Annotated in this window: 18 protein-coding genes; 5 read left to right on the top strand and 13 right to left on the bottom strand. The window is 62.4% G+C overall.

Annotated features, from left to right (window positions below; translation table 11 throughout):
- From DQ229_RS07095 to DQ229_RS07110, 4 genes are all read right to left on the bottom strand, one after another.
- A partial coding sequence (locus DQ229_RS07095; protein ID WP_114965575.1) for a phage portal protein occupies positions 1-1,101 on the bottom strand: 1,101 nt, incomplete at its 3' end.
- Entirely contained in the window at positions 1,101-1,310 is a 210-nt protein-coding gene (locus tag DQ229_RS07100) for a phage head-tail joining protein (protein WP_114965576.1), read from the bottom strand. The genes DQ229_RS07095 and DQ229_RS07100, both read right to left, overlap by 1 nt.
- Positions 1,311-1,321: 11 nt before the next feature.
- Positions 1,322-3,349, bottom strand: coding sequence for a phage terminase large subunit family protein (locus DQ229_RS07105; protein WP_114965577.1), 2,028 nt, complete (start codon positions 3,347-3,349; stop codon positions 1,322-1,324).
- Positions 3,297-3,836: a hypothetical protein gene (locus DQ229_RS07110; protein WP_114965578.1), complete on the bottom strand. Its 540-nt coding sequence runs from the start codon at positions 3,834-3,836 to the stop codon at positions 3,297-3,299. Before DQ229_RS07110 ends, DQ229_RS07105 begins: the two co-directional genes overlap by 53 nt.
- 143 nt (positions 3,837-3,979) lie before the next feature.
- Between DQ229_RS07110 and DQ229_RS07115 the strand changes: the two genes are divergently transcribed.
- The 5 genes from DQ229_RS07115 to DQ229_RS07135 all read left to right on the top strand — a co-directional run bounded on the left by DQ229_RS07115 (position 3,980) and on the right by DQ229_RS07135 (position 6,036).
- On the top strand, positions 3,980-4,192 hold the full coding sequence (locus tag DQ229_RS07115) for a hypothetical protein (RefSeq protein WP_114965579.1): 213 nt from the start codon (positions 3,980-3,982) through the stop codon (positions 4,190-4,192).
- A 33-nt stretch (positions 4,193-4,225) separates the two neighbouring features.
- Positions 4,226-4,510: a hypothetical protein gene (locus DQ229_RS07120; protein WP_114965580.1), complete on the top strand. Its 285-nt coding sequence runs from the start codon at positions 4,226-4,228 to the stop codon at positions 4,508-4,510.
- A 26-nt stretch (positions 4,511-4,536) separates the two neighbouring features.
- Positions 4,537-4,902, top strand: a complete 366-nt coding sequence (locus DQ229_RS07125; RefSeq protein ID WP_114965581.1) for a hypothetical protein — start codon at positions 4,537-4,539, stop codon at positions 4,900-4,902.
- Between the two features lie 118 nt (positions 4,903-5,020).
- Positions 5,021-5,422, top strand: coding sequence for a hypothetical protein (locus DQ229_RS07130; protein ID WP_114965582.1), 402 nt, complete (start codon positions 5,021-5,023; stop codon positions 5,420-5,422).
- A gap of 44 nt (positions 5,423-5,466) precedes the next feature.
- Positions 5,467-6,036, top strand: a complete 570-nt coding sequence (locus DQ229_RS07135; RefSeq protein WP_114965583.1) for a DUF3489 domain-containing protein — start codon at positions 5,467-5,469, stop codon at positions 6,034-6,036.
- 51 nt (positions 6,037-6,087) lie between these two features.
- Here the strand turns inward: DQ229_RS07135 and DQ229_RS07140 are convergent, their stop codons facing one another.
- From DQ229_RS07140 to DQ229_RS07180, 9 genes are all read right to left on the bottom strand, one after another.
- Entirely contained in the window at positions 6,088-6,285 is a 198-nt protein-coding gene (locus DQ229_RS07140) for a hypothetical protein (protein ID WP_114965584.1), read from the bottom strand.
- A gap of 44 nt (positions 6,286-6,329) precedes the next feature.
- The gene (locus DQ229_RS07145; RefSeq protein ID WP_114965585.1) at positions 6,330-6,545 is read right to left on the bottom strand and encodes a DUF7220 family protein; all 216 of its coding nucleotides are present in this window, start codon (positions 6,543-6,545) and stop codon (positions 6,330-6,332) included.
- Entirely contained in the window at positions 6,542-7,918 is a 1,377-nt protein-coding gene (locus tag DQ229_RS07150) for a site-specific DNA-methyltransferase (protein ID WP_114965586.1), read from the bottom strand. Before DQ229_RS07150 ends, DQ229_RS07145 begins: the two co-directional genes overlap by 4 nt.
- Entirely contained in the window at positions 7,915-9,177 is a 1,263-nt protein-coding gene (locus DQ229_RS07155) for a site-specific DNA-methyltransferase (RefSeq protein ID WP_114965587.1), read from the bottom strand. The genes DQ229_RS07150 and DQ229_RS07155 overlap by 4 nt, the downstream gene beginning before the upstream one ends.
- A gap of 651 nt (positions 9,178-9,828) precedes the next feature.
- Positions 9,829-10,551 carry a DUF3800 domain-containing protein gene (locus tag DQ229_RS07160; protein WP_114965588.1) on the bottom strand — a complete coding sequence of 241 codons (723 nt, stop codon included), beginning with the start codon at positions 10,549-10,551 and terminating at the stop codon, positions 9,829-9,831.
- Between the two features lie 251 nt (positions 10,552-10,802).
- Positions 10,803-12,476: a reverse transcriptase domain-containing protein gene (locus tag DQ229_RS07165; protein ID WP_114965589.1), complete on the bottom strand. Its 1,674-nt coding sequence runs from the start codon at positions 12,474-12,476 to the stop codon at positions 10,803-10,805.
- A 279-nt stretch (positions 12,477-12,755) separates the two neighbouring features.
- Positions 12,756-13,637: an exonuclease domain-containing protein gene (locus DQ229_RS07170; RefSeq protein ID WP_114965590.1), complete on the bottom strand. Its 882-nt coding sequence runs from the start codon at positions 13,635-13,637 to the stop codon at positions 12,756-12,758.
- Positions 13,625-14,065: a hypothetical protein gene (locus DQ229_RS07175; RefSeq protein ID WP_238380991.1), complete on the bottom strand. Its 441-nt coding sequence runs from the start codon at positions 14,063-14,065 to the stop codon at positions 13,625-13,627. Before DQ229_RS07175 ends, DQ229_RS07170 begins: the two co-directional genes overlap by 13 nt.
- Positions 14,065-18,942 carry a DEAD/DEAH box helicase gene (locus tag DQ229_RS07180; protein ID WP_114965592.1) on the bottom strand — a complete coding sequence of 1,626 codons (4,878 nt, stop codon included), beginning with the start codon at positions 18,940-18,942 and terminating at the stop codon, positions 14,065-14,067. The genes DQ229_RS07175 and DQ229_RS07180 overlap by 1 nt, the downstream gene beginning before the upstream one ends.
- Positions 18,943-19,171: the final 229 nt, after the last annotated feature.

Below are 19,171 nucleotides of genomic sequence, written 5' to 3' on the forward strand. Positions count from 1 at the left end.
GACCGGGCGGCAGAGCTGCCAGACCATGACCGAATGCTGCCAGGCCGAGACGCGGCGGCGGAACTCGATCAGGGCGAGGCGCGAGTTCGAGAAGTTGCCCTTCACCATGTCGTTGGCGAGATAGGGATAGGGGATGCCCAGCGCGGCCGAGATTTGCAGCAGCGTCCGGTACTGGAACGGCTCGTAGGTCGCGCCGCTGTCGGCGGGCTGGCCCACCGTCACGTCCTCGCCCGGATCGAGCCGCACGATCTGACCGGGGCTGATTTCCACCCCATCAGGAACCTCGTCATCTTCGGCAGGCGCCAGCGGGTTCTCCGGCGCGGGCGAGGTCACGAACATCGCGTACATCGCCGCGACCTTTTTGCGGTCGAGTTCGGCATCGTCATACTGATCGAGCAGGAACAGCTTCACGATGGCCGGCGCCAGTTTCGACACGCCGCGCAACTGACCTCCCTCGACCGGGTCGATGACATGGATGACCTCCGATGCCGGCACGCGCACCACCTCGCCCGCCAGCCCCGGATCGGTGCTGTCGCCCGGATGGCGGCGCAGGAAGTGATAGGCCACGCGCCGACCGATGCGGTCGAATTCGATCCCCTGGCGGATGGCGTTGCCATTGGCCGCCGTCCCGGTCTGCTCGAGCGGCAGCATCTCGGCAGGCAACATCTGCAGTTGCAGCGGGACCGTCAGCCCGTCGCCTGCGCGGCGCATGCGGATCCGGAAGAACACCTCGCCCGCGATGAACACCTCGCGGGCCGCACGGCGCTGCAGCCCGTAGAAGTCCGTCAGGGCCTCGGCATCCGCCTCGTCGGTCCAGGCGAACCAGAGGCCCTGCAGCTCTTCCTTGCGCCCGGCATCCCCGATCTTCGAGATGGGCTTGATCCCGTCGCCCACAGTGTTGGCCGCCCAGCTCTCGACCGCATTCGCGGCATAGCCGTTGTTGCGCACCAGCCAGCGGGCGCGGGCGGTGATGTCGGGCCCGGCGGCGGCGATCAGCGCGTTGACATGGGCCCGCGTCGCGCGGAACCCGCGCAGGCGCCGATGATGCTGGCCAGCATCGAACCCGCCGATGAAGGCCCCGAGGCGCTGCCGCCAGTTCATCACAGGTCCTTCACGGCGAAGGGGCGCAAGACGCGCCGACTGGTGCGTTCCAGCACGGCGATCCGGCGCTCGACATCGGCAATGGCGGCGGCCAGTTCCGTGTCCGAGCCATAATTGATGCTCTTGCCGTCATAGCTGACCGACCGCGTGCCGCTGTAGCGCGCAGCCAGCAGGGCGGTGTGGCGGGCCTTGAGATCATCGAGGGTCATCGGTGTTCCGGTCATTCCATGTATCGGGGCGTGCTGATCTTCCAGCCGCGCCGCCGGGGAGCAGTGATGCGCCCGGCCTGTGGTTCGGTTGTCGGTGCAGTTTCGGGTTTCGCCGTTGCCGCTGTGGTTTCCACGCCTGCCTGCTTCTCCAGCTGCCGCCACATCCGCTCGTCGAAGCGGTCCGCGCCGAGGATCCATGCAGCGGCCCGGGCATAGACCCTTGTGTCGAGCGCCTCGTTGCGCTCGCGCAGCTTCTGCCATTCCTGGCGGGCATAGCCGCGCCGGTCGCGGATCGTGACCAGCTGCTCGGCCACCAGCTGTTTCAGCCATTCGCTGTCGACCCAGTCAGGCAGGTGGATCGTGCCTGCCGCTGCGGGGGCGTCTGGCTCGGGCGGCCGCTCGATGCGCAGATAACGATAGGTCTCCGCCTTGAAGGTGGCCGTGGCTACCGTCCAGAGCCGCGCCCCGCGTTTCAGTTTCCGACCGTTCACCGTCGCATCGACGAAGGTCGGCCCCGAGACGGGCGTCGCCCGGTTGAACCCTTCGAGCCCCTTCACGGGCGCCACCTGCGCAATCCCCTGCTTGCGGGACCAGGCATAGACGGCCGCCGACTCGTAGCCGGTGTCGATCGCCAACTTCGCCAGCGTCATGATCGCGCCGTTCTCATGCTGCCATGTCTGGCCCAGTAGCGCAGTCAGCCTGTCCCAGCAGGCCGGATCATCCGGCCCGCCCGGAATGACGATGTGATCGACAAGCCAGCTTTCCAAACCCCGCCCCCAGGCCCAGACATCGACCTCGATCCGGTCCTTTTGCACATCCGCCCCGGCGGTCAGGAACAGACCGCCTGCGGGGATCTGCGCCGGGAACGTCACGCGCCGATCCGCCAGCCGCTGCCATTCGGGCGCCTCGCCGCTTTCCACCCATGTCTCGCCCAGGAGCGTGTTGCGCGCGGCGCGCAGCATTTCGTCCGAGCCCTGGGCCGCGAGCCAGTCGCGCGCGATCTGCTCCCAGCTCTTCCAGCCGATTGGCGAATAGAGCGCCGAGAGGTGGAAGCCGATGGCGGTCGGATCCGTCGCAACGGCGGTCGCGCGCCATTCGCCGCGCGCGAGCATCCCGGTCTTGTGGTGCTCGGCGATGGGGCGTTCGCAGCCCTCACAATGGTACGCGGCCGTTTCCGGCTTTCCCTTCGCCCAGCGAAGCCGCTCAAACTGCAGCCATTGCCTGTGGCCGCAATGCGGGCAGGGCACGAAGTAGCGCCGCTGATCGCTGGCCTCGAACTCCCGCTCGATCCGGCTCAGCCCGCGGATCGTCGGGGTCGAGACCATGAACACCTTGCGCCGATGCGCGAAAGTGGTGGTCCGCGCTTCGGCCAGCGTGACCGGATCGCCTTCCTCGTCGGCCGAGACCGGATAGGCATCGACCTCGTCGAGGAACACATAGCGCGCGGGCATCGAGCGCAGGCCCGTGGCCGAGTTCGCCCCGGTCAGCACCAGAATGCCGCCCGGGAATTCCTTCGACAGCATCGAGTTGCCGGCATCGCGCGAGCGGGCGGGGCTGACCCGTTCCTTCAGCGCCGGGCTGTCCTCGATCAGCGGATCGATCCGGCCCCGCGATGTGCGTTTCGCCATCTCGACCGTGGGCAGCACCGCCAGCATCGGCCCTGGCGCGTGGTGGATCACGAAGCCGATCCAGTTGTTGCCCGCTTCCGTGGCCCCGACCTGTGCGGCCTTCATGAAGCTGATCCGCTGCGCCGGGTGGCTCGGAGACAGCGCATCCATGATGGAGCGCAGATAGGGCGTGCGCGCGGTGCGGTACCGCCCCGGTTCTGCCGAGGCGCGCGACGACAGCCAGCGATGCGCATCCGCCCATTCCGACACGGTGAGATCGGCATCGGGCCGCATGCCCCGCCGCCACGCGCGCAGGATGTCCTCGGCCCCGTCAAAGCCGAGATCGAGCCCCTCGGTCAGGTCGTGATCGTCTTCTCCTTCATGCAATGCTGACCCGGAGGTCGGCAAGGGCGTCGAGCTGCTCTCGGACATGGGTTTCCAGCACCTTCTGCAGGATCGCAGTCTCGATCGTCACGGGCACCCCCGATGCCTTCTCCATCTCTGCGGACAATTGCGCGGCCATCAGCGCGGCCACGCGGGTGGGCCAGGTGACCCATGTATCGCGCTCCTGGCGCGCGAGGCGAAACACCAGCGTCTCGGCGCGCGCGCGGTCGACCAGCACGCCCTTCTTCTTCTGGACCGCGATCTGCTTGTCCTGGGCGGAATAGACTGTCAGCAGCGTGCGCGCCTTGATGTAGGACGCGGTCTCTCCCGGCCCGCTGATCATCCCCTCGCCACCACCGCGCGAGCGCATCTGCTGGTCCGGATCGGTCATCGCGCCCCGCCGCGCATCCGAGGCCGCCGCGTTGATCGACCCGTCGGCGAAGAGCACCAGCCGCCCGTTCTTGCGCGCCTTCTGCACCGCCCCGCGCGAGAGGCCGGAATGGGCGGCATAGGCGCGCTCGGACATACCTTCCATGGCTTTGTGGAGATCCTCAAGATATTGGAATTAAACGAAAATGCGCTGCTTATTCAGTTGATTACACTCCCGGATGGAGCGAGTCTGACATCAAGGAAACAAGTGCATCGCGCACCGGACACACCGCCAGAAAGGACCAGACCATGACCATCGCCATCCCCTCCGACACGACCCGCATCTTCATCGACCGCACCCGCCTCGTGCAGGCCATGAGCACCGCCACGCTGCAGCGCCACCTCAATGACGTGAACCTGAATGCCGAGGTTTTCGAGATGGTCGGCCGGGTCGGGATCGACTGCCTGACCATCGAACTGGCGGATGTTGTCGCGGTCCTGAAACAGCACGGGCTGATCTGAGCCTGCGCAAAACCCTGCATCAAGGAGTCCATTATGAGCACCCGCGCGCAGATCGCCATTCAGATCGGACCCGATGAATGGGCCCACACCTATGTGCATTATGACGGCTACCCCTCGCACATGCTGCCTGCGCTGGCCCCTTGGACGCCCGAGGACATTCTGGCCGCCCGCGAAATCCGGCAGGTGCGGGCTGCTGAGATCGAAGCCTTCGACAATCCCCGAGACCCGATCCTCCTGCCGCGCCCGACGCGCCAGTTCTGCCATCTCTATCTCTGGCTGGGCGGCGTGTGGGTCGAGGTCAATCCCGATGCTGAGTGATCCCCCAAACCCGAAAGGTGCCTGTCATGCCTGATCTGTCCCTGAATTGCCTCTCCGAAGGCGAAACCCTCGACCATGTCGTTCGCCGCAACTGCGCCATCGGTTTCGATCTGCGCTTCTGCCGCAGCGTGGCGATCAGCCCTGACGACCGCGACACCGAGACCTGTGATCCGTCCGACGCCGAATTCGCGACCCTCTATGCCCTGACTGATCTGGGCGAGGCCATTGCCATCCACGATGCCAACCTGACCAGCGCCGGGGCCGACGAGGTCGCAACCGTCGCCCGCGCGCTGTTTGTCGCGCTCGTCAATGCTCGTCGCGACCCGCCTGACGCCGCCCAGCGGCACGAGGCCGAACAGGCGGCGCTGATCGATCCGGATCGGATTTTCTGAACCAGCGCGGCGTGATTGTAAATCACTGATATTGCTCAGATTTGCCTACGATAATCGGCACCAAAGAGCGATGGTTGTCTCACGGAAACGATGCGACTCACCCCAAGGAGCCCCAGCCATGACCGCGCCTGCCATCCTGCCCAGCCGCAACCCTGACCACGGATTTTTCGGCACTCTGACGACTTGCCCCGAGCGCGACCGGCGCAGCGTGGAGGTCTGGGTGCTGGCCTCGACCCTGATCGCCAAGGCCATCCGCGCCACCACCGAGGAAGAGATGATCGGCATCCGCGACTTTCTTGACAGCCGCATGGGTCGCCATTTCGCCGATGATGTCGTCGGCAACATGGTGGGCTGCAAGATCGATAGCGAGACAGCGATCAGATCCGCGATCCGCACATGGCAGGACTGGCGCATCTCGCGCCAGCTTGAGCGCGACGAGGGCATCCCTGAAGGCCTGCCATATCTGACTGGCTGGGTGCAGCATTTCGCCATCGCGGCAAGCATGGCCGAGAGTGACTGACGCAACCCCTGTTCCCGAAATCCTCATCACGACAGGAGGCGACAATGCCCAAACTCACCGATACCCAGACCATCATCCTCAGCCGCGCGGCCACACGCCCCGGCAATCTGGCCATGCCGCTGCCCGAAGGTCTGCATGGCGCCGCCGCGCAGAAGGCCGTCACTGCGATGATCACGCGCGGTTGGCTGGAGGAGGTCGATGCCGACATGCGCAAGGGCGAGCCGCTCTGGCGCGAGACCGGCGATGGCCATGGCACCACGCTGATCGCCACCGAGGCCGGGCTGGAAGCGATTGGGATTGAACCGGTGGCGGCGAGCGCCGTCGCTGATGCGCGGAAAGTGAAGCCGCAAACGGATGCGGAACCGGCGCCGACCGCCGGCGATGCCGATGCGCCCAAGCCCGTCGCCATTCGCGCGGGCACCAAGCAGGCGCAGATCATCGCTCTGCTGCAGCGGCCCGAGGGTGCGTCCATCGCCGAGATCGTCGAGGCGACGTCGTGGCAAGCTCACACCGCGAGGGGTGCCATCTCCGGCGCGCTCAAGAAGAAGCTGGGCCTGCCTGTCACTTCTGAGAAGGTCGAGGGCAGGGGGACCGTCTACAAGCTGACCGCCTGAGCTGGTCCGGCCTACCTTGCCAATCCGCCGCCCCGCAAGGGCGGCGGTTGCTCATTGCCACGACAGCAGATCGCGGGCGGCCGCCTGCAGGATGTCTTGCGCCATGCGTGGCTCGCAGCTGTAGACTCCGCCCGGCCCCGGCTCGCCGACATTCTCTTCGAGCCATGCCCGCCCCTCGTCCGAAACCGGACGCAGGACAACGATGGTGCCGTGATCGGTGATCTCGATATGCTGCCAGCCTTCGGACATGGATCGACATTACCAGCCGCCGCATGGACACGCCAGCGATCCGCTCAGGCTACCCGCCAGCGTTCGAACAGCCTGCGCAAGGCGTATCCCCTGATCAGGGAGATAACGGTGAAGACCCCGCCCAGCGCCAGGTTCTCACCGAGGTTGGGGTGCAGGCCGAACCATGGGAACACCACGATCTGCGTCGCGACGGCCAGCGCGTAGCCCACGGCGACATTGGTGACAGCCTCGACCAGCGACATGCGGCGCGACTGCGTCATCCCCGCTTCCTCGACCGGCGCGCCGGTTTCCTGACCTCCTCCTGTTCGGTGATCCGGTGGGCCGATCGCCCGGTCGCCATCTCCCACCGCCGGACTGCCACGTCACAATAGACCGGGTCCAGTTCCACCGCAGAGCAGCGCCGCCCTGTGCGCTCGGCCGCAATCAACTGGGTGCCAGAACCGCAGAAGGGCTCGAACACCAACTCGCCCGGGTCGGTGAAGGCCTCCAGAACTGCCTCGACCAGCGCGACCGGGAACACGGCCGGGTGCGCGCCAGCGGCGCCCAAGCCCCCTTTGTGGCGCATGATGCGGAACACAGAGTCCGGGATGCGGTGGCTCTGGATCGCGTTGCCAGTGCCGGTCTTGGCTCTGACCTCGCCTTCGGTGTTGCGCAGACCGCCGCCGCCGAGGGTCTCGCCCGCGTGCTTGCTCTCGACCGTCTTGTTGGGCTTCCGGGGCTGGCGGTTGAAGTGGAAGATGAACTCGTGCGACGGAGCCAGCCGCCCGTTCCAGTCGCCGGGCAGGCCCGGCCCCTGGTCCCACACGTACCAGCCGAAGCGCCGCCAGCCCTGCGTGCGCATCCAGTCGACCCAGCCTTCCCAATACGGGATCCACTCGCCGTCGCGATGGACGAGGCCGAGGTTCACCAGCAGCTGGGCATCGGCGGTGACCGGCGCGGCGGTAAACACACCCTGCATCAGCGCGTCCCAATCGCCGACTTTCTCCTTCGCCACGCCATAGTCGCGCTGCTGCGCATAGGGTGGCGAGGTGAACATCAGCGACGCCTGCGCCCCGTCCATCAGCCGCGCTACCACGGCAGAGTCGGTGGCATCGCCGCAGATCAGCCGGTGATCGCCCAGCGCCCAAATGTCGCCCGGCCGGGTGATCGGGTCGGCCGGGACCTCGGGAATGGTGTCGGCCGTGTTGTCATCGATGGGCGCGCGATCATCGTCGGCATCGTGCAGCAGCGCGTCCAGCTCATCCTCGGGGATCCCGATCAGCCCGAGGTCGAAATCCTCGGCCAAGAGCCCGCGCAGTTCCTCGAGCAGCAGGGCGTCATCCCAGCCGCCCATCTCGGTCAACTTGTTGTCCGCGATGCGATAAGCCCGCCGTTGCGCCTCAGTGAGATGGTCCAGCACGATGACCGGCGCCTCGGCCAGCCCGAGCTGCGCAGCGGCAAGGACGCGGCCGTGGCCCGCGATCAACTCGCCGTCGCCCGCGACGAGGCAGGGGACGGTCCAGCCGAACTCGGCCATGCTGGCGGCGATCTTCGCCACCTGATGCGCATCGTGGGTCTTCGCATTGCGCGCATAGGGCTTGAGCCGATCCAGCGGCCAGAACGCGATCTGGCTCGGGCGCAGGTGCATCGTCATGCCGCGTGCCGCTGGGCTTTCAGGGCGGCGAAGCTCTCGCCGGTCTCCGCCAGCATCGCCTCCTGACCCGTGAAAACTTGCCAGCGCTCGATGGCCACATCGACATAGGCCGGGTTCAACTCGACGCCGAGGCAGACACGGCCTGCGGTCTCGGCCGCGATCAGGGTCGTGCCGGATCCCATGAAGGGTTCATAGACCGCCTGGCCGGGGCTGGAATTGTTCAGGATCGGGCGGCGCATGCATTCGACCGGCTTCTGCGTGCCATGTACCGTGTCAGCATCCTGATCCCGGTTGGCGATCTGCCACAGCGTCGTCTGCTTGCGGTCCCCGGCCCAATGGCCCTTGCCCCTGACGCGCACGGCATACCAGCAGGGTTCGTGCTGCCAGTGGTAATCGCCGCGGCTGAGGACCAGCCGGTCCTTGGCCCAGATGATCTGCGACCGGATGACGAAGCCTGCGGCCACCAGGCTGTCGGCCACGGTAGCTGCGTGCAGCGCCCCATGCCAGACATAGGCGACATCGCCGGGGAACAGCGCCCAGGCCTCGTGCCAGTCGGCGCGGTCGTCGTTGAGTACCTTGCCGGTGCGTTTCGTCTTCGCCGCGCCCGCCTGGTTGCGCCAGGAGGGGTCATACTCCACGCCATAGGGCGGATCGGTGACCATCAGCAGAGGGCGCACATCACCGAGCAGGCGGCCCACCACATCGGTCGCGGTGCTGTCGCCGCAGATCAGCCGGTGCGCGCCCAGCTGCCAGAGGTCGCCCTGTGCCGACACCGGCGTGACCGGCAGCTCGGGAACATCGTCCTCGCCCTCGACCGGACCATCGCCGCCCAGCGCATCGGGGTCGCGCAGCAGCGCATCGAGGTCATCATCGCTGATGCCAAGCAGCGACAGGTCGAAATCCTCCGCCAGCAGCCCTGCGATCTCGTCGCGCAACAATGCCTCGTCCCACTCGCCGAGTTCTGTGAGCTTGTTGTCAGCGATGCGATAGGCGCGGCGTTCGGCCTCGTCGAGATGGCTGAGCCGGATCACCGGCACCTCGGTCAGCCCGAGCATGGTGGCGGCCAGCACCCGGCCATGTCCCGCGATCAATTCGCCGTCGTCTGCAACCATGCAGGGCACGGTCCAGCCGAACTTGGCCATGCTGGCGGCGATCTTGGCCACCTGATCATCGCCATGCATCTTGGCATTGCGGGCATAGGGGCGCAGCCGGTCGATCGGCCAAGTCTCGATCTGGCTCGGCGCGAAGACGAGGTCCATGGACAGTTCTCGTGGTGGGGCAGGGCGGATGCGCCGATGCGCACGCGGGGCGATGCCAGTGTCAGGATCGGGATCCGCGATGTGGGGAAATCAAAAGCGCCCGCGAGGGGTTTCCTCCGGGCGCAATTCTTCGATGATCAAGGTATGAGTCAAGGGGGGCAGGTTTGTCAAACCATTTTTTGACTTTGAATCAATGCGTTCTGATCACCCCTGTGAAGCTCGCTCAAGAGGGTGGCTTCCGATGGTGGCTTCCGGCGCGGGTGGATTGCCAGCAACTGGATTCCCTGGATTCCGCAGCGGAAGCCACGTGGCCAGTGGGCCGGTCGCGTAAGGTTCTGATATCGAGTCAGATTCTCGGCGCGATCCGCCGGGGTGGATTCCACCTGGATTCCCCGGTGAAAGTGCCTGTCGCTAGCGAAATGCCGCGCTCAGCCCCCCCGTATACGGATCGGGCCGGGGAGGAACCATGGAGAGGGGGCGGCGTGTTCGGCCCAGAGCCGACCTTCACTAGCGAGGGTTCGAATGTCCGACTCAGCATAGACTGTGGGCTTGAATTTACTTCCGTTGTGTATAACTATAAATCAGCCCGCGGCAGCCGAATAAGCCGGCTATGTCGGCCTTGCTCATGAGCTAGGCTGTCGCGCGCTAAACCTACCGGCCATTGAAATTCCATACTGTGAAGCAACGCTCGTCCTTGTGCGTGTCGAGCGCCAGGTTGCTGACCGGGCTCTTGTCCATGAAGTAGGCGCGCAGCTCGTCCTTGCACGGTTTTACGAACCGGCCCTCGCGTTCGGCCGCCATCGCGCCGATAGCAATGTCTACCATTTGCAGCAGCCCCATCTTCTCGGACGCCAATGGTTTGATAGCACGCAACGATCCATACTGAGCGCCGTACTGCTTGTAGGCTCGGGCGCATATGGCCTCCCGGAACCGCACGATCTGTTCGGAGTCGCTGCCGTGGTCGGGAAACATGAGCACCCGCCACTTCCCGCCATAGCGCCGACAGACATCGTGGAGCATCAGCTGGAAGTAGAGCTTGTTGACGCTCTGGTGGGGAGAGCCGCGACCCTCCTGATGGTGATCAAATTTCTTGAAGTCGACAACCAGCGCGTGGAAATGCAGATAGTCGCGATCGATCGCGTCGAACATGAGATCGACCAGCCCGTGATACGCCCGGCGCTTTCGCGGACCACCCTTGTACGAGCTCCACTTGAACTCGCTCGACATCCCGATGTCGCCCTTTAGCGCTTGGATCCGCGCCTCGAGCGTGTCGACGAGATCCGCCTTGACAGCGATCCCACCGACTACGGCGAACTTATGGTCGCCCGTATAGCTGCTGCAATCGGAATAAAAATGTAGAACGTCCAGCGCCATCTATATCTCGTGCCGTATCGTGGTGGACCTTCAAGATATACTGAGTTCGATTCCCGGTGAAGGGGAAGTGTGCGCTAGACGTGGCTTTTCGGATTCAGGGATTTCAGCTGCCCTGTCTTAAACGACAGAATGTCTTGACGTGGAGAGCCCCACCATCGACAATCAATCCGCAACACCCCCCCTTCGCAGGTGCAGCATCGTGGGCGCCCCCCCCTGAGCGGCCGGTCACTCACCCTAGTCGTCGATGTCCGCTAGTGAACTGCGAGCATAGCATCAACAAACTCTGACCTGACCGCAAGGAAGGGGATTGTCCGGTCATCGTCGTTTGGTCCTCTGACGACTACGCCAACGACCTTTCCCGAAAACAGCACGGGACCGCCACTCATTCCCTCATACGTACCCGACAACAAGGCAATCACGTTGTCAGATGTGGTAGGCGTGCCGTCAAAAGTTTGCCGCGAAAACCCTGTCACCTCAGTGTCGCGGATCGTCAGAGACGTGCTATCCAGATTCGAAGGATAGCCCGCAGCCTGCACAGCAGATCGGATGCCGAGCGCGCTAGCTTCTGCTGCCGAGGCCATCTGCAGGGTGGCTGCGGGATTAAATGCGGGCAACGGAGTTCGCACCCGAATTAGCGCAAGGTCGTTGTGATCGTCGCGGGCTACCTCATCCGCTTCCAAAGCGAACGCCGGGCTTTGTCGCGGGAAGATGCGTAGATTTGGCCCGAGGCAATGTGCGCAGGTTACAAACAGGTTCTCGGCGACGGCGAAGCAAGTGCCCACTGATCCGCCATCTGTGTCATTTTCGAGATACCAAACGGCTGCGTCTAGAACGTCGCTATCTTCGACCAACGGAATCGAAAACTGTTGGCCCGAACAGAGTGCGTTGTATCTCGCAGCTAGCCTGCGGAAGACCTGATCGGTAGATCCCTTCACCTGCCGAATGAATTCAATCTTGCCTCGGACCACCCACTCGAAGTTGGTGGCCTCTTGTTCCGGCAGGCGGCCTCTATCAGGGCGTTTCTCGTCGAAGTGTCGCGCCGATGCCGCCACATATCCATTGAACTCCCAATCGTGCAGCATCGCCCGGACATCGCGAACGAACTTGCGCTTGACGTTGACCTTTTCATTCACGACGAGCCCTGTGACTTCCTGTTGAAAGGCGTGGCCCAGAAGACGGGTCTTTGTGTGGTTAATTCTAAATCCGTTGTCTTCAATCTTCTGTTGTAAGGTATCGGATAGAATGAAATCATCGTGGCTGTCTGGACTTGCAAAGCGTCCAATTGGTGCGGGAAATGTCCTGCGGTTGGAGGAAATGGTTATGTCATCGGCATATCGCGTGTAGGTGCATCCAAGCTGCCTGCAAAACCGAGCTAGCTCAGCATCGAGTTTATCCGAAACGATATTTGCAAGTATTGGTGATAGAGCACCGCCCGGCATCAAAACATGAGTTGTTCGGATGCTGCCCTCGACCTCCTTTTCAGTTTGAAAGCAAGCGATGTGCGCGATGAACTGGGCGATCTCTTCCGGGTAGTTGTATGGCGGGGCCATCAAACGCCCGCGAACGCGTCCGAAGTGAATGCTTTCGAAGTAGTCTTCAAGGTCTATGTTTAGCACCCAGCGCTTATCGACATGCTGCCGCGCATTACTCACGATGCTGCGTTGATGCCCGCCGACAAATCCATGCACGTGAGCACGAGGACGATAGTCGTGTTCCAGAAGGCGAAGGATGTCACGCTGCAACTTGAGAAGCGCAATACGCGGTGCGCAAATGCGCCGTGTTCCACCGCTCTTCTTCGGTATGGTGAATTCTTTATATCGCGCACCCGGAGCAAGCCCATATGCAATGTAGGAAAATTTCCTCCGATAACTCCGGCGAAGCGCAAAGGCGATCTGTCTAAGGTTGGTAAAGGGTTTCAACGACATGGGTGCATCAACGACCTGCAATCTCGCATTCCCAGCGTCGAGGGAACTTCGAAATTCCGTAACAGCATGTAGCGGGGCGAGTTGAAAGTAACCTTCTCGCAGGTGTCGCAGGTAACACAACACTTGGTTGATTGCAGGCCGCTGATGCCCCGTTACGAGTATCCTGATCTTTGAGTGGACGCAACGGTAGCAGCGTGTCGTTTTCCTCCATTGCAGTCACCCATACGGAGTGCGACATGTGGCCGCTTACCGCCCAAATTGTGATCCGCCGGCCGCACATCAGTTCGCCTCGACGCTGCTCACGAGTGCCCTGAACTCGGTCTCACCAACGATCTGGATCGGGTGGCCAGCGTTCCGCATATCTTCGGCGCGTCGATGCTTGCTGCTCTTCGTGTGGCCTGCAAGGACATTCAGATCCTGGTCGCCGACGACCAGATGGGTCGTTTTGTTCGTAACCGAGGACTTGACGTCCATACCTACACCTGCGGCCATTGCCGCTGCCTCGTCGCGCGACATACTCAGCGCGCCGGTGAACACCACGACCGAGCCGGAAAGTGCGCCGGCCGGATCGCCCTCGCGCGTGATGGCAGCGGGATAGTGCTTCCTGGCGGGTTTGATCAGTTCGTCGAAGTTCAGGTCAAGGTGCGCTTCAGCATGAAGGACGACCATTGCGGCGGCGCGCGCGTCCTCGCCGGCGTCGTGATGGTGGAAGTCGAGGTCCAGCACCTTCTTCAGGTTTCCCAGCCCATGACCGCCATTGCCGAGCAGTTCCGGCCAGGCTCGGCGTGCGATGGTGACACTGTCCGCCCAACGGAAATCCGGCGGCTCCATCCCACACGAGCGACAAGCTGCATTCACGGCCTGCTTGTCGAAATTGCTGTGTTGGACCAGATGATGTCGCGACAGCAGCGGAAACAGATGGTCAAGCACCACATCGAACCGGGGTTCGCCGTGCACATGACCGGGGCCGATGCCGTGAAGTCGGACGTTGAACGGGTCGAACCTGGTACCAGGGTTCACAAGTGTCGAGAACGTGTGGATCCGGTTGTCCGGGAGCACGCAGGCCAGTCCGATCTGGCAGATGCTGCCCGCGTCGCTGCAGGCCGTTTCGACGTCCAGCGCGATGAAGCGGAAATCGCCATCGGGGATCATGGAGCGCATAGCCGGGCGGCCTCCAGCGTGCTTGCGAGGATCAGGCAGGTTTCGACATCCGCCAGTTCGCTCCTCAAGCGGCGGTTGATCGCCAGGTTCTGGTTGTAGTCGTCGACAAGGTCATTGTGGGTCGACAACAGCGTCCGGTGGTCGGCCAGCAGTGCGTTGTAGTCACGCACCAGGTCGTTGTGCTCCCTGAGAAGCCGCTCATACCTGTCCACACATTCCGTCACGTTGGATCTGCAGGTGAAGCCCTCGAAGTTGCACTGGTAGCGGTCGAAGCAGGCTGAGTTCTGGTTGACGCACATGCCGCTGCTGGAGCAGACGGTTTCGCCGAACCCGAGACAGGTGGGCGTGGTGCCAATCCTGCAGGAAAAGCTCTGGCCCAGCGCCGGGGCGGCGATGGCCAGAGACGCCAGCAGGATCAGCGCGCGCATCACATCACCTCAAGCTTCGGCAACCGGCGGACAATCTCCATGGTTCGCAGGCTGACGGTGATGACCCGCTGGAACAGCTCCAGCGGGTAGGCGGGGTTGTTCATGGTCTCGATGGCGTAGCGGTTGGCGTCGTTGACGATGCCGCTGGCCTTGTCGGTCTTGACCACCTGGCGTTCCATCACCCATTCCAGCGCGGGTTTGCCGTTCACGACGTAGTCGTAGGCCTCAAGCGGCACGTCGGTCATGGTGATGTTGGCATTGTAGATGACCGTGGTCTTGTCCTTCTCCTTGCCGCTCTTGCCGAAGGCCCATTTCGTGACGCGGTAGAAGGCTTCCGGGTCCTTGATGACCCATGTGCGCGGGTCGCCCTGCTTGTAGGTCACGGGATAGGGTTCGACCGTTTCATAGTTCACATGCAGGTCACCGAGTTCGCGGCCCGCGCGGCTGAAGGCCCAGAAGCCGGCGGCGGTTTTCACGCGGGGGATGCGGGGCAGTTCCTTGGACAGGTTATCGGCGTATTTCGCGCGGTAATCCTCGGAATGCAGCAGGCCGTAGACGTAGTAGAAGAGGTCTTCCTTGGTGATCGTCTCGCCGGGATAGGCGTCTTGGAAATGCTTCAGGCCAGCGTTTGTGACGGCGTCACGCCGCTGCAGGCTGGATGGCTGGTCTCCAAACAGGCCGGCAGGTTCGTCGCCTTTCTGGTCGTAAAGGTAGAGTGGGAAGCACTGCGCACCACCATCAGATTGAAGGCAAATCGTCTTGTCGAGCATTAGGGCGAGGCTACCTTCTTGCCGCCAATTACCCTTAATCATAATCACCAAATTGCTAGTGTGCGGGTCAGGAAAAATTTGAGGGATCTGATAAACACGCTCGTTCAGCGCGCGACTGAAGTGAAGCCACTGTTGGTCAAAGGGTCTGTATATGGTCTGCCTGAAGTCGCCGTCAGACGCAGAAACACGCCTGCCGCTTAATAGGTTTTTTTTCAGATTCGCCGTCCAACTTATCCGTTTGGGTTCAGACTTGATTTCTTTATCCTTTCGGCCTGCGTCGATGGCACTGACGCGCCGCCTCTCGTCATTGTAATAAGAGAGGAGGATGTCGATGTTTGTTCTCAGCTGCTCTTCAGAAAAGTTCACGCACCAAGCATCTCGATTTGTCGCGACGCCTAACGAATAATTTTCGAACAAGGCAGTGCGGGCCGAATTCTTTTTATCCCCCATAGGAATAAATGCGCTGAAACTTTCGTCTCTCTGGTTTATCCAATCGTGATTTTCGTTTGGCGAAACTCTGGTCCAAGCTTTGGCAGTCGAAATGCCACCGATAGCACCGAACTGCTGAATAATCGAGAGTTTTTGCTTTTGGGCGAGATAATCGCCGATGTCGTGAAAGAAGATGCGTCCATGCTCTGCCGATTTCGGGTTCTTGACAAATATGCTGATGGCTATTGGGGCTCGGCTTCCCGAGCCAAAGATCTTGCCGCCCTCCTTGCGAGATCGCTTGCCACTGGTTCGTTGATTCCCCCGGAGATGAAAAATGTACAGGTCGGTAAACTCCTCCGCCAAACAGGCGCGAACCCCGTCCGCCGCGTTTCCATCTACCCACCCCGCATTAGTTACATAGGCCACGACTCCTGCGTCGCCAATCCGATCCGAAGCCCAGCGGATTGCACGGATATAGCTGTCATAGAGCTTGTTCTTTAGCGTAGAAGTGGATCGAAAAGCATATGTCTCACGGATGCGGCTATCCAAGCCCACATATGCTACGTTGGCGTTGTTATCATCTTCGCTCGTTTGCCCGACTGAATATGGCGGGTTTCCCACGATTACGCGAATGTCCGTCGCCTTCTGCCGCTTCCGCCGCTCCGAGTTATCTGGCATGTAGTGCGAGATCAGATCGTCGCTTTCGTACATCTGGAAGGTGTCGGTCAGGCAGATGCCCTCGAAGGGCACATAGTCGCCGCCCGTGATGCCGTGATAGACCGCCTCGATGTTGATCGCGGCGATGTAGTAGGCCAGCAGCACGATCTCGTTGGCGTGGATCTCGTGGCGGAACTTCCTCTCCATCTCTTCGGGCGCGATCAGGCCGGATTGCAGCAGCCGGGTGATGAAGGTGCCGGTGCCGGTGAAAGGGTCGAGGATGTGGACGCCTTCGGACCCGAGGGTCTGGCCGAAATGCTCCTGCAGCATCTCGTTGACCGAGTGGATGATGAAATCCACGATCTCGACCGGGGTGTAGACGATCCCCAGCTTTTCGGTGGTGCGCGGGAAGGCGCGGCGGAAGAACTTGTCGTAGAGCTCGACGATCAGCTTTTGCTTGGCATGGGGATCGGTGATGCCGTGGGCGCGCATCCGCACGCTGGCATAGAATTTCTCGAGGTCCTTTGATTCCTTGTCGAGGTTGGCCTCGTTCAGCACATCGAGAACGCGCTGCATGGCACGCGAAACGGGGTTCTCGGCGGTGAATTTGTGGCCCTCGAACAAGGTCTCGAACACCGGTCGGGTGATGATGTGCTGGGCGAGCATCTCGATGGCGTCGCCCTCGGTGATCGTGTCGTTCAGATCATCACGCAGTTCGGCCAGGAAATCGTCAAAGGCGTGGCGGGCGTCGCTGTCGGGATCTTTCAGCAGGCCGGTCAGGCGGGTGATGTGGTTCTTGGCGATCTCGGCGATGGAGGCGGACCAGTCCTCCCAATAGTCGCGGGTGCCGCATTTCTTGACGATCTTGGCCATGATGGCGCGCGAGAATTCGTCGATGGAAAAGGTCATCTCGGTCTGGAGCGGACCCTCGATGACGTCATCGCCCGCGCCGGCGCTGCCTGAGCCGATGCCGGAGCGCGCGGGTTTGGTCTTGCTGGGCAGGGTGTCGACCACGGCGGTGACCGAGCGGAGTTCTTCGGTGTCGGCGTTGATGCCCACGATTTCGACCTGATCGGAGATGTCCTGCCCGAGGGAGGCCTTGTTGATGGTGCTGTCGAAACGTTCGTCATGGGCGCGCAGGGCGTTCAGGATCTGCCATACGACGCGGTAGCGCTCATTGTCGTTGAGCGCCTGTTCAGGCGGCACCCCGGCCGGTACGCCTACGGGCAGGATGACATAGCCCATCTTCTTGGTATCGGTCTTGCGCATGACGCGGCCCACCGATTGCACCACGTCGATCTGGCTCTTGCGCGGGTGCAGGAACATGATGGCGTCGAGGGCGGGGACATCGACCCCCTCGGACAGGCAGCGGGCATTGGTCAGGATGCGACAGACATTGTCACCGGCATCGGCCTTCAGCCAATCCAGAAGGGCGCCGCGCGTCTTGGCGTTGAAAGTGCCATCGACATGCTCGATCTCGCATTGCAGGTGGTCTGAGAGGGCATCGTCGTCGAGCAGGCTATCCTGGCCCAGATATTCATCGACCACAGCGGTGAACTCATCCCGGATCAGCTTGGAGCTGCGGATGTCCCGGGCGAAAGCCAGTGCGCGGCGCATCGGGTGGGGGTCGGCGGCGACATCGGCCTTCAGATCGACCTTGGTAAGCGCCTTGTAGCAGCCGATGATCTTGGTCGCATCATCCAGCACCAATTCGCTGCCCGCATCGCCGAGACGCTTTTGCACCGCCGCGCTGACAAGACCTTCGTCCATGGCCAGCACGATGACCTTGTAATCGGTGAGCAGGCCGTTCTGCACCGCCCAGCCGAACCCGCGGTAGAACAGGGTTTCACCAAACAGCGCCGGATCATCCATCGAGGCCAGTTCGGCGCCGACTTCATCGGCCTTGCTGCGCACATTGTCCCCGAAGATCCTGGGCGTGGCGGTCATGTACAGCCGCTTCCTGCCCGCGACGTACTGATCGCTGTGGATCTTGACGAAATTCGACTCGTCTTCCTTGTCGAGTGTCGCTCCGGTTGTCCGGTGCGCTTCATCGCAGATGATCAGATCGAATGAGGGTAGCCCGGCTTCCTGTGCTCGGGTGAGGGTGCCGATCGACTGATAGGTCGAGAAGATGACCGTCATCCGCTCGGGATCGTCCTTCCCGGCGTTTTCGGCGACCTTGGCAGGATCCGTGGTGGCGGGAAACGCCAGATCGTGGATCTCGATTTCGGCAATGTCATCCGTGCTTTTGCGACGTTTGCCGACATGCGCGTCAGAGCAGACGGCGAAGGCGCGGATCGGGGTTTCGGTATCATTGGTCCATTCCCGCACCGTCTGTGACATCAGAGCCAGCGACGGCACCATGAACAACACGCGCTTGCCCTTGCCGGCGAGATCTTCGGCGATCTTGAGGGCTGTGAAGGTCTTGCCCGTGCCGCAGGCCATGATCATCTTGCCGCGGTCCGCCTTGGCAAGGCCCTGTCTGACATGTGCCAACGCATCACGCTGGTGCGGCATCAGGGTTTTTCTGGCGGCCAGGACGATTTCGCCGCGTGCCTCGAAGATCGTCCAGTCGATCCGGCTCTCCCGCAGATCGGTCAGGCCGATCCGAACGACAGGGATTGCCTGTCCCCGGATCATCTCTTCCGCATTCGCGCCCCACTCCTGCTCGGTCGTGTCGAGCACGATCCTCCTGCGAAACGGCTCCTTCCCCGAGGCGGAGATGAAGCTGTCGATATGCGCCTTCTGGATCCGCGTGTCGGCGGCGTAGAACTTGGCCTGGATCGCCGCGAACCCATCCTCGTTGCGCAGCTTGGCAATCAGGTCGATGCCGACATCCTTGGCTTCACGGCCATTTGCCTTGGCCCAATCGGCCCAGGTCCAGACGGCTTCGTATTCCTCTGACTGCACAGGATCGTTCAGGAAGTACGCCAGCGCGAGGCGTTCGAAGTAGGTGCCCTTTTCGCGTTCGGTGACGGCAGCATCGCGGTAAGATTGAAGGAGTCGATCAAGTGCCGTCATGAGTGTTCCTTGCCTTAATTGTCATGAGCTTAACGGCGATCCCTTCGCCTTGCGACCTGTAATCTTGATCGCAAGCTTCGGGGCGCCGCGAGATCGCAATGAGAAATTTCAACGCACGGCCATTACCTCACCAGTCTCCAGCCGCTTCACGTAATCCACGACCGCCCCGTTCCAGTGGTAGGCAAAATGCCCGCCCTGTGTCGGGATCGGGATCACATCGGGCCAGAAC

The sequence above is a fragment of the Alkalilacustris brevis genome (assembly GCF_003350345.1).
GTDB lineage: Bacteria > Pseudomonadota > Alphaproteobacteria > Rhodobacterales > Rhodobacteraceae > Alkalilacustris > Alkalilacustris brevis.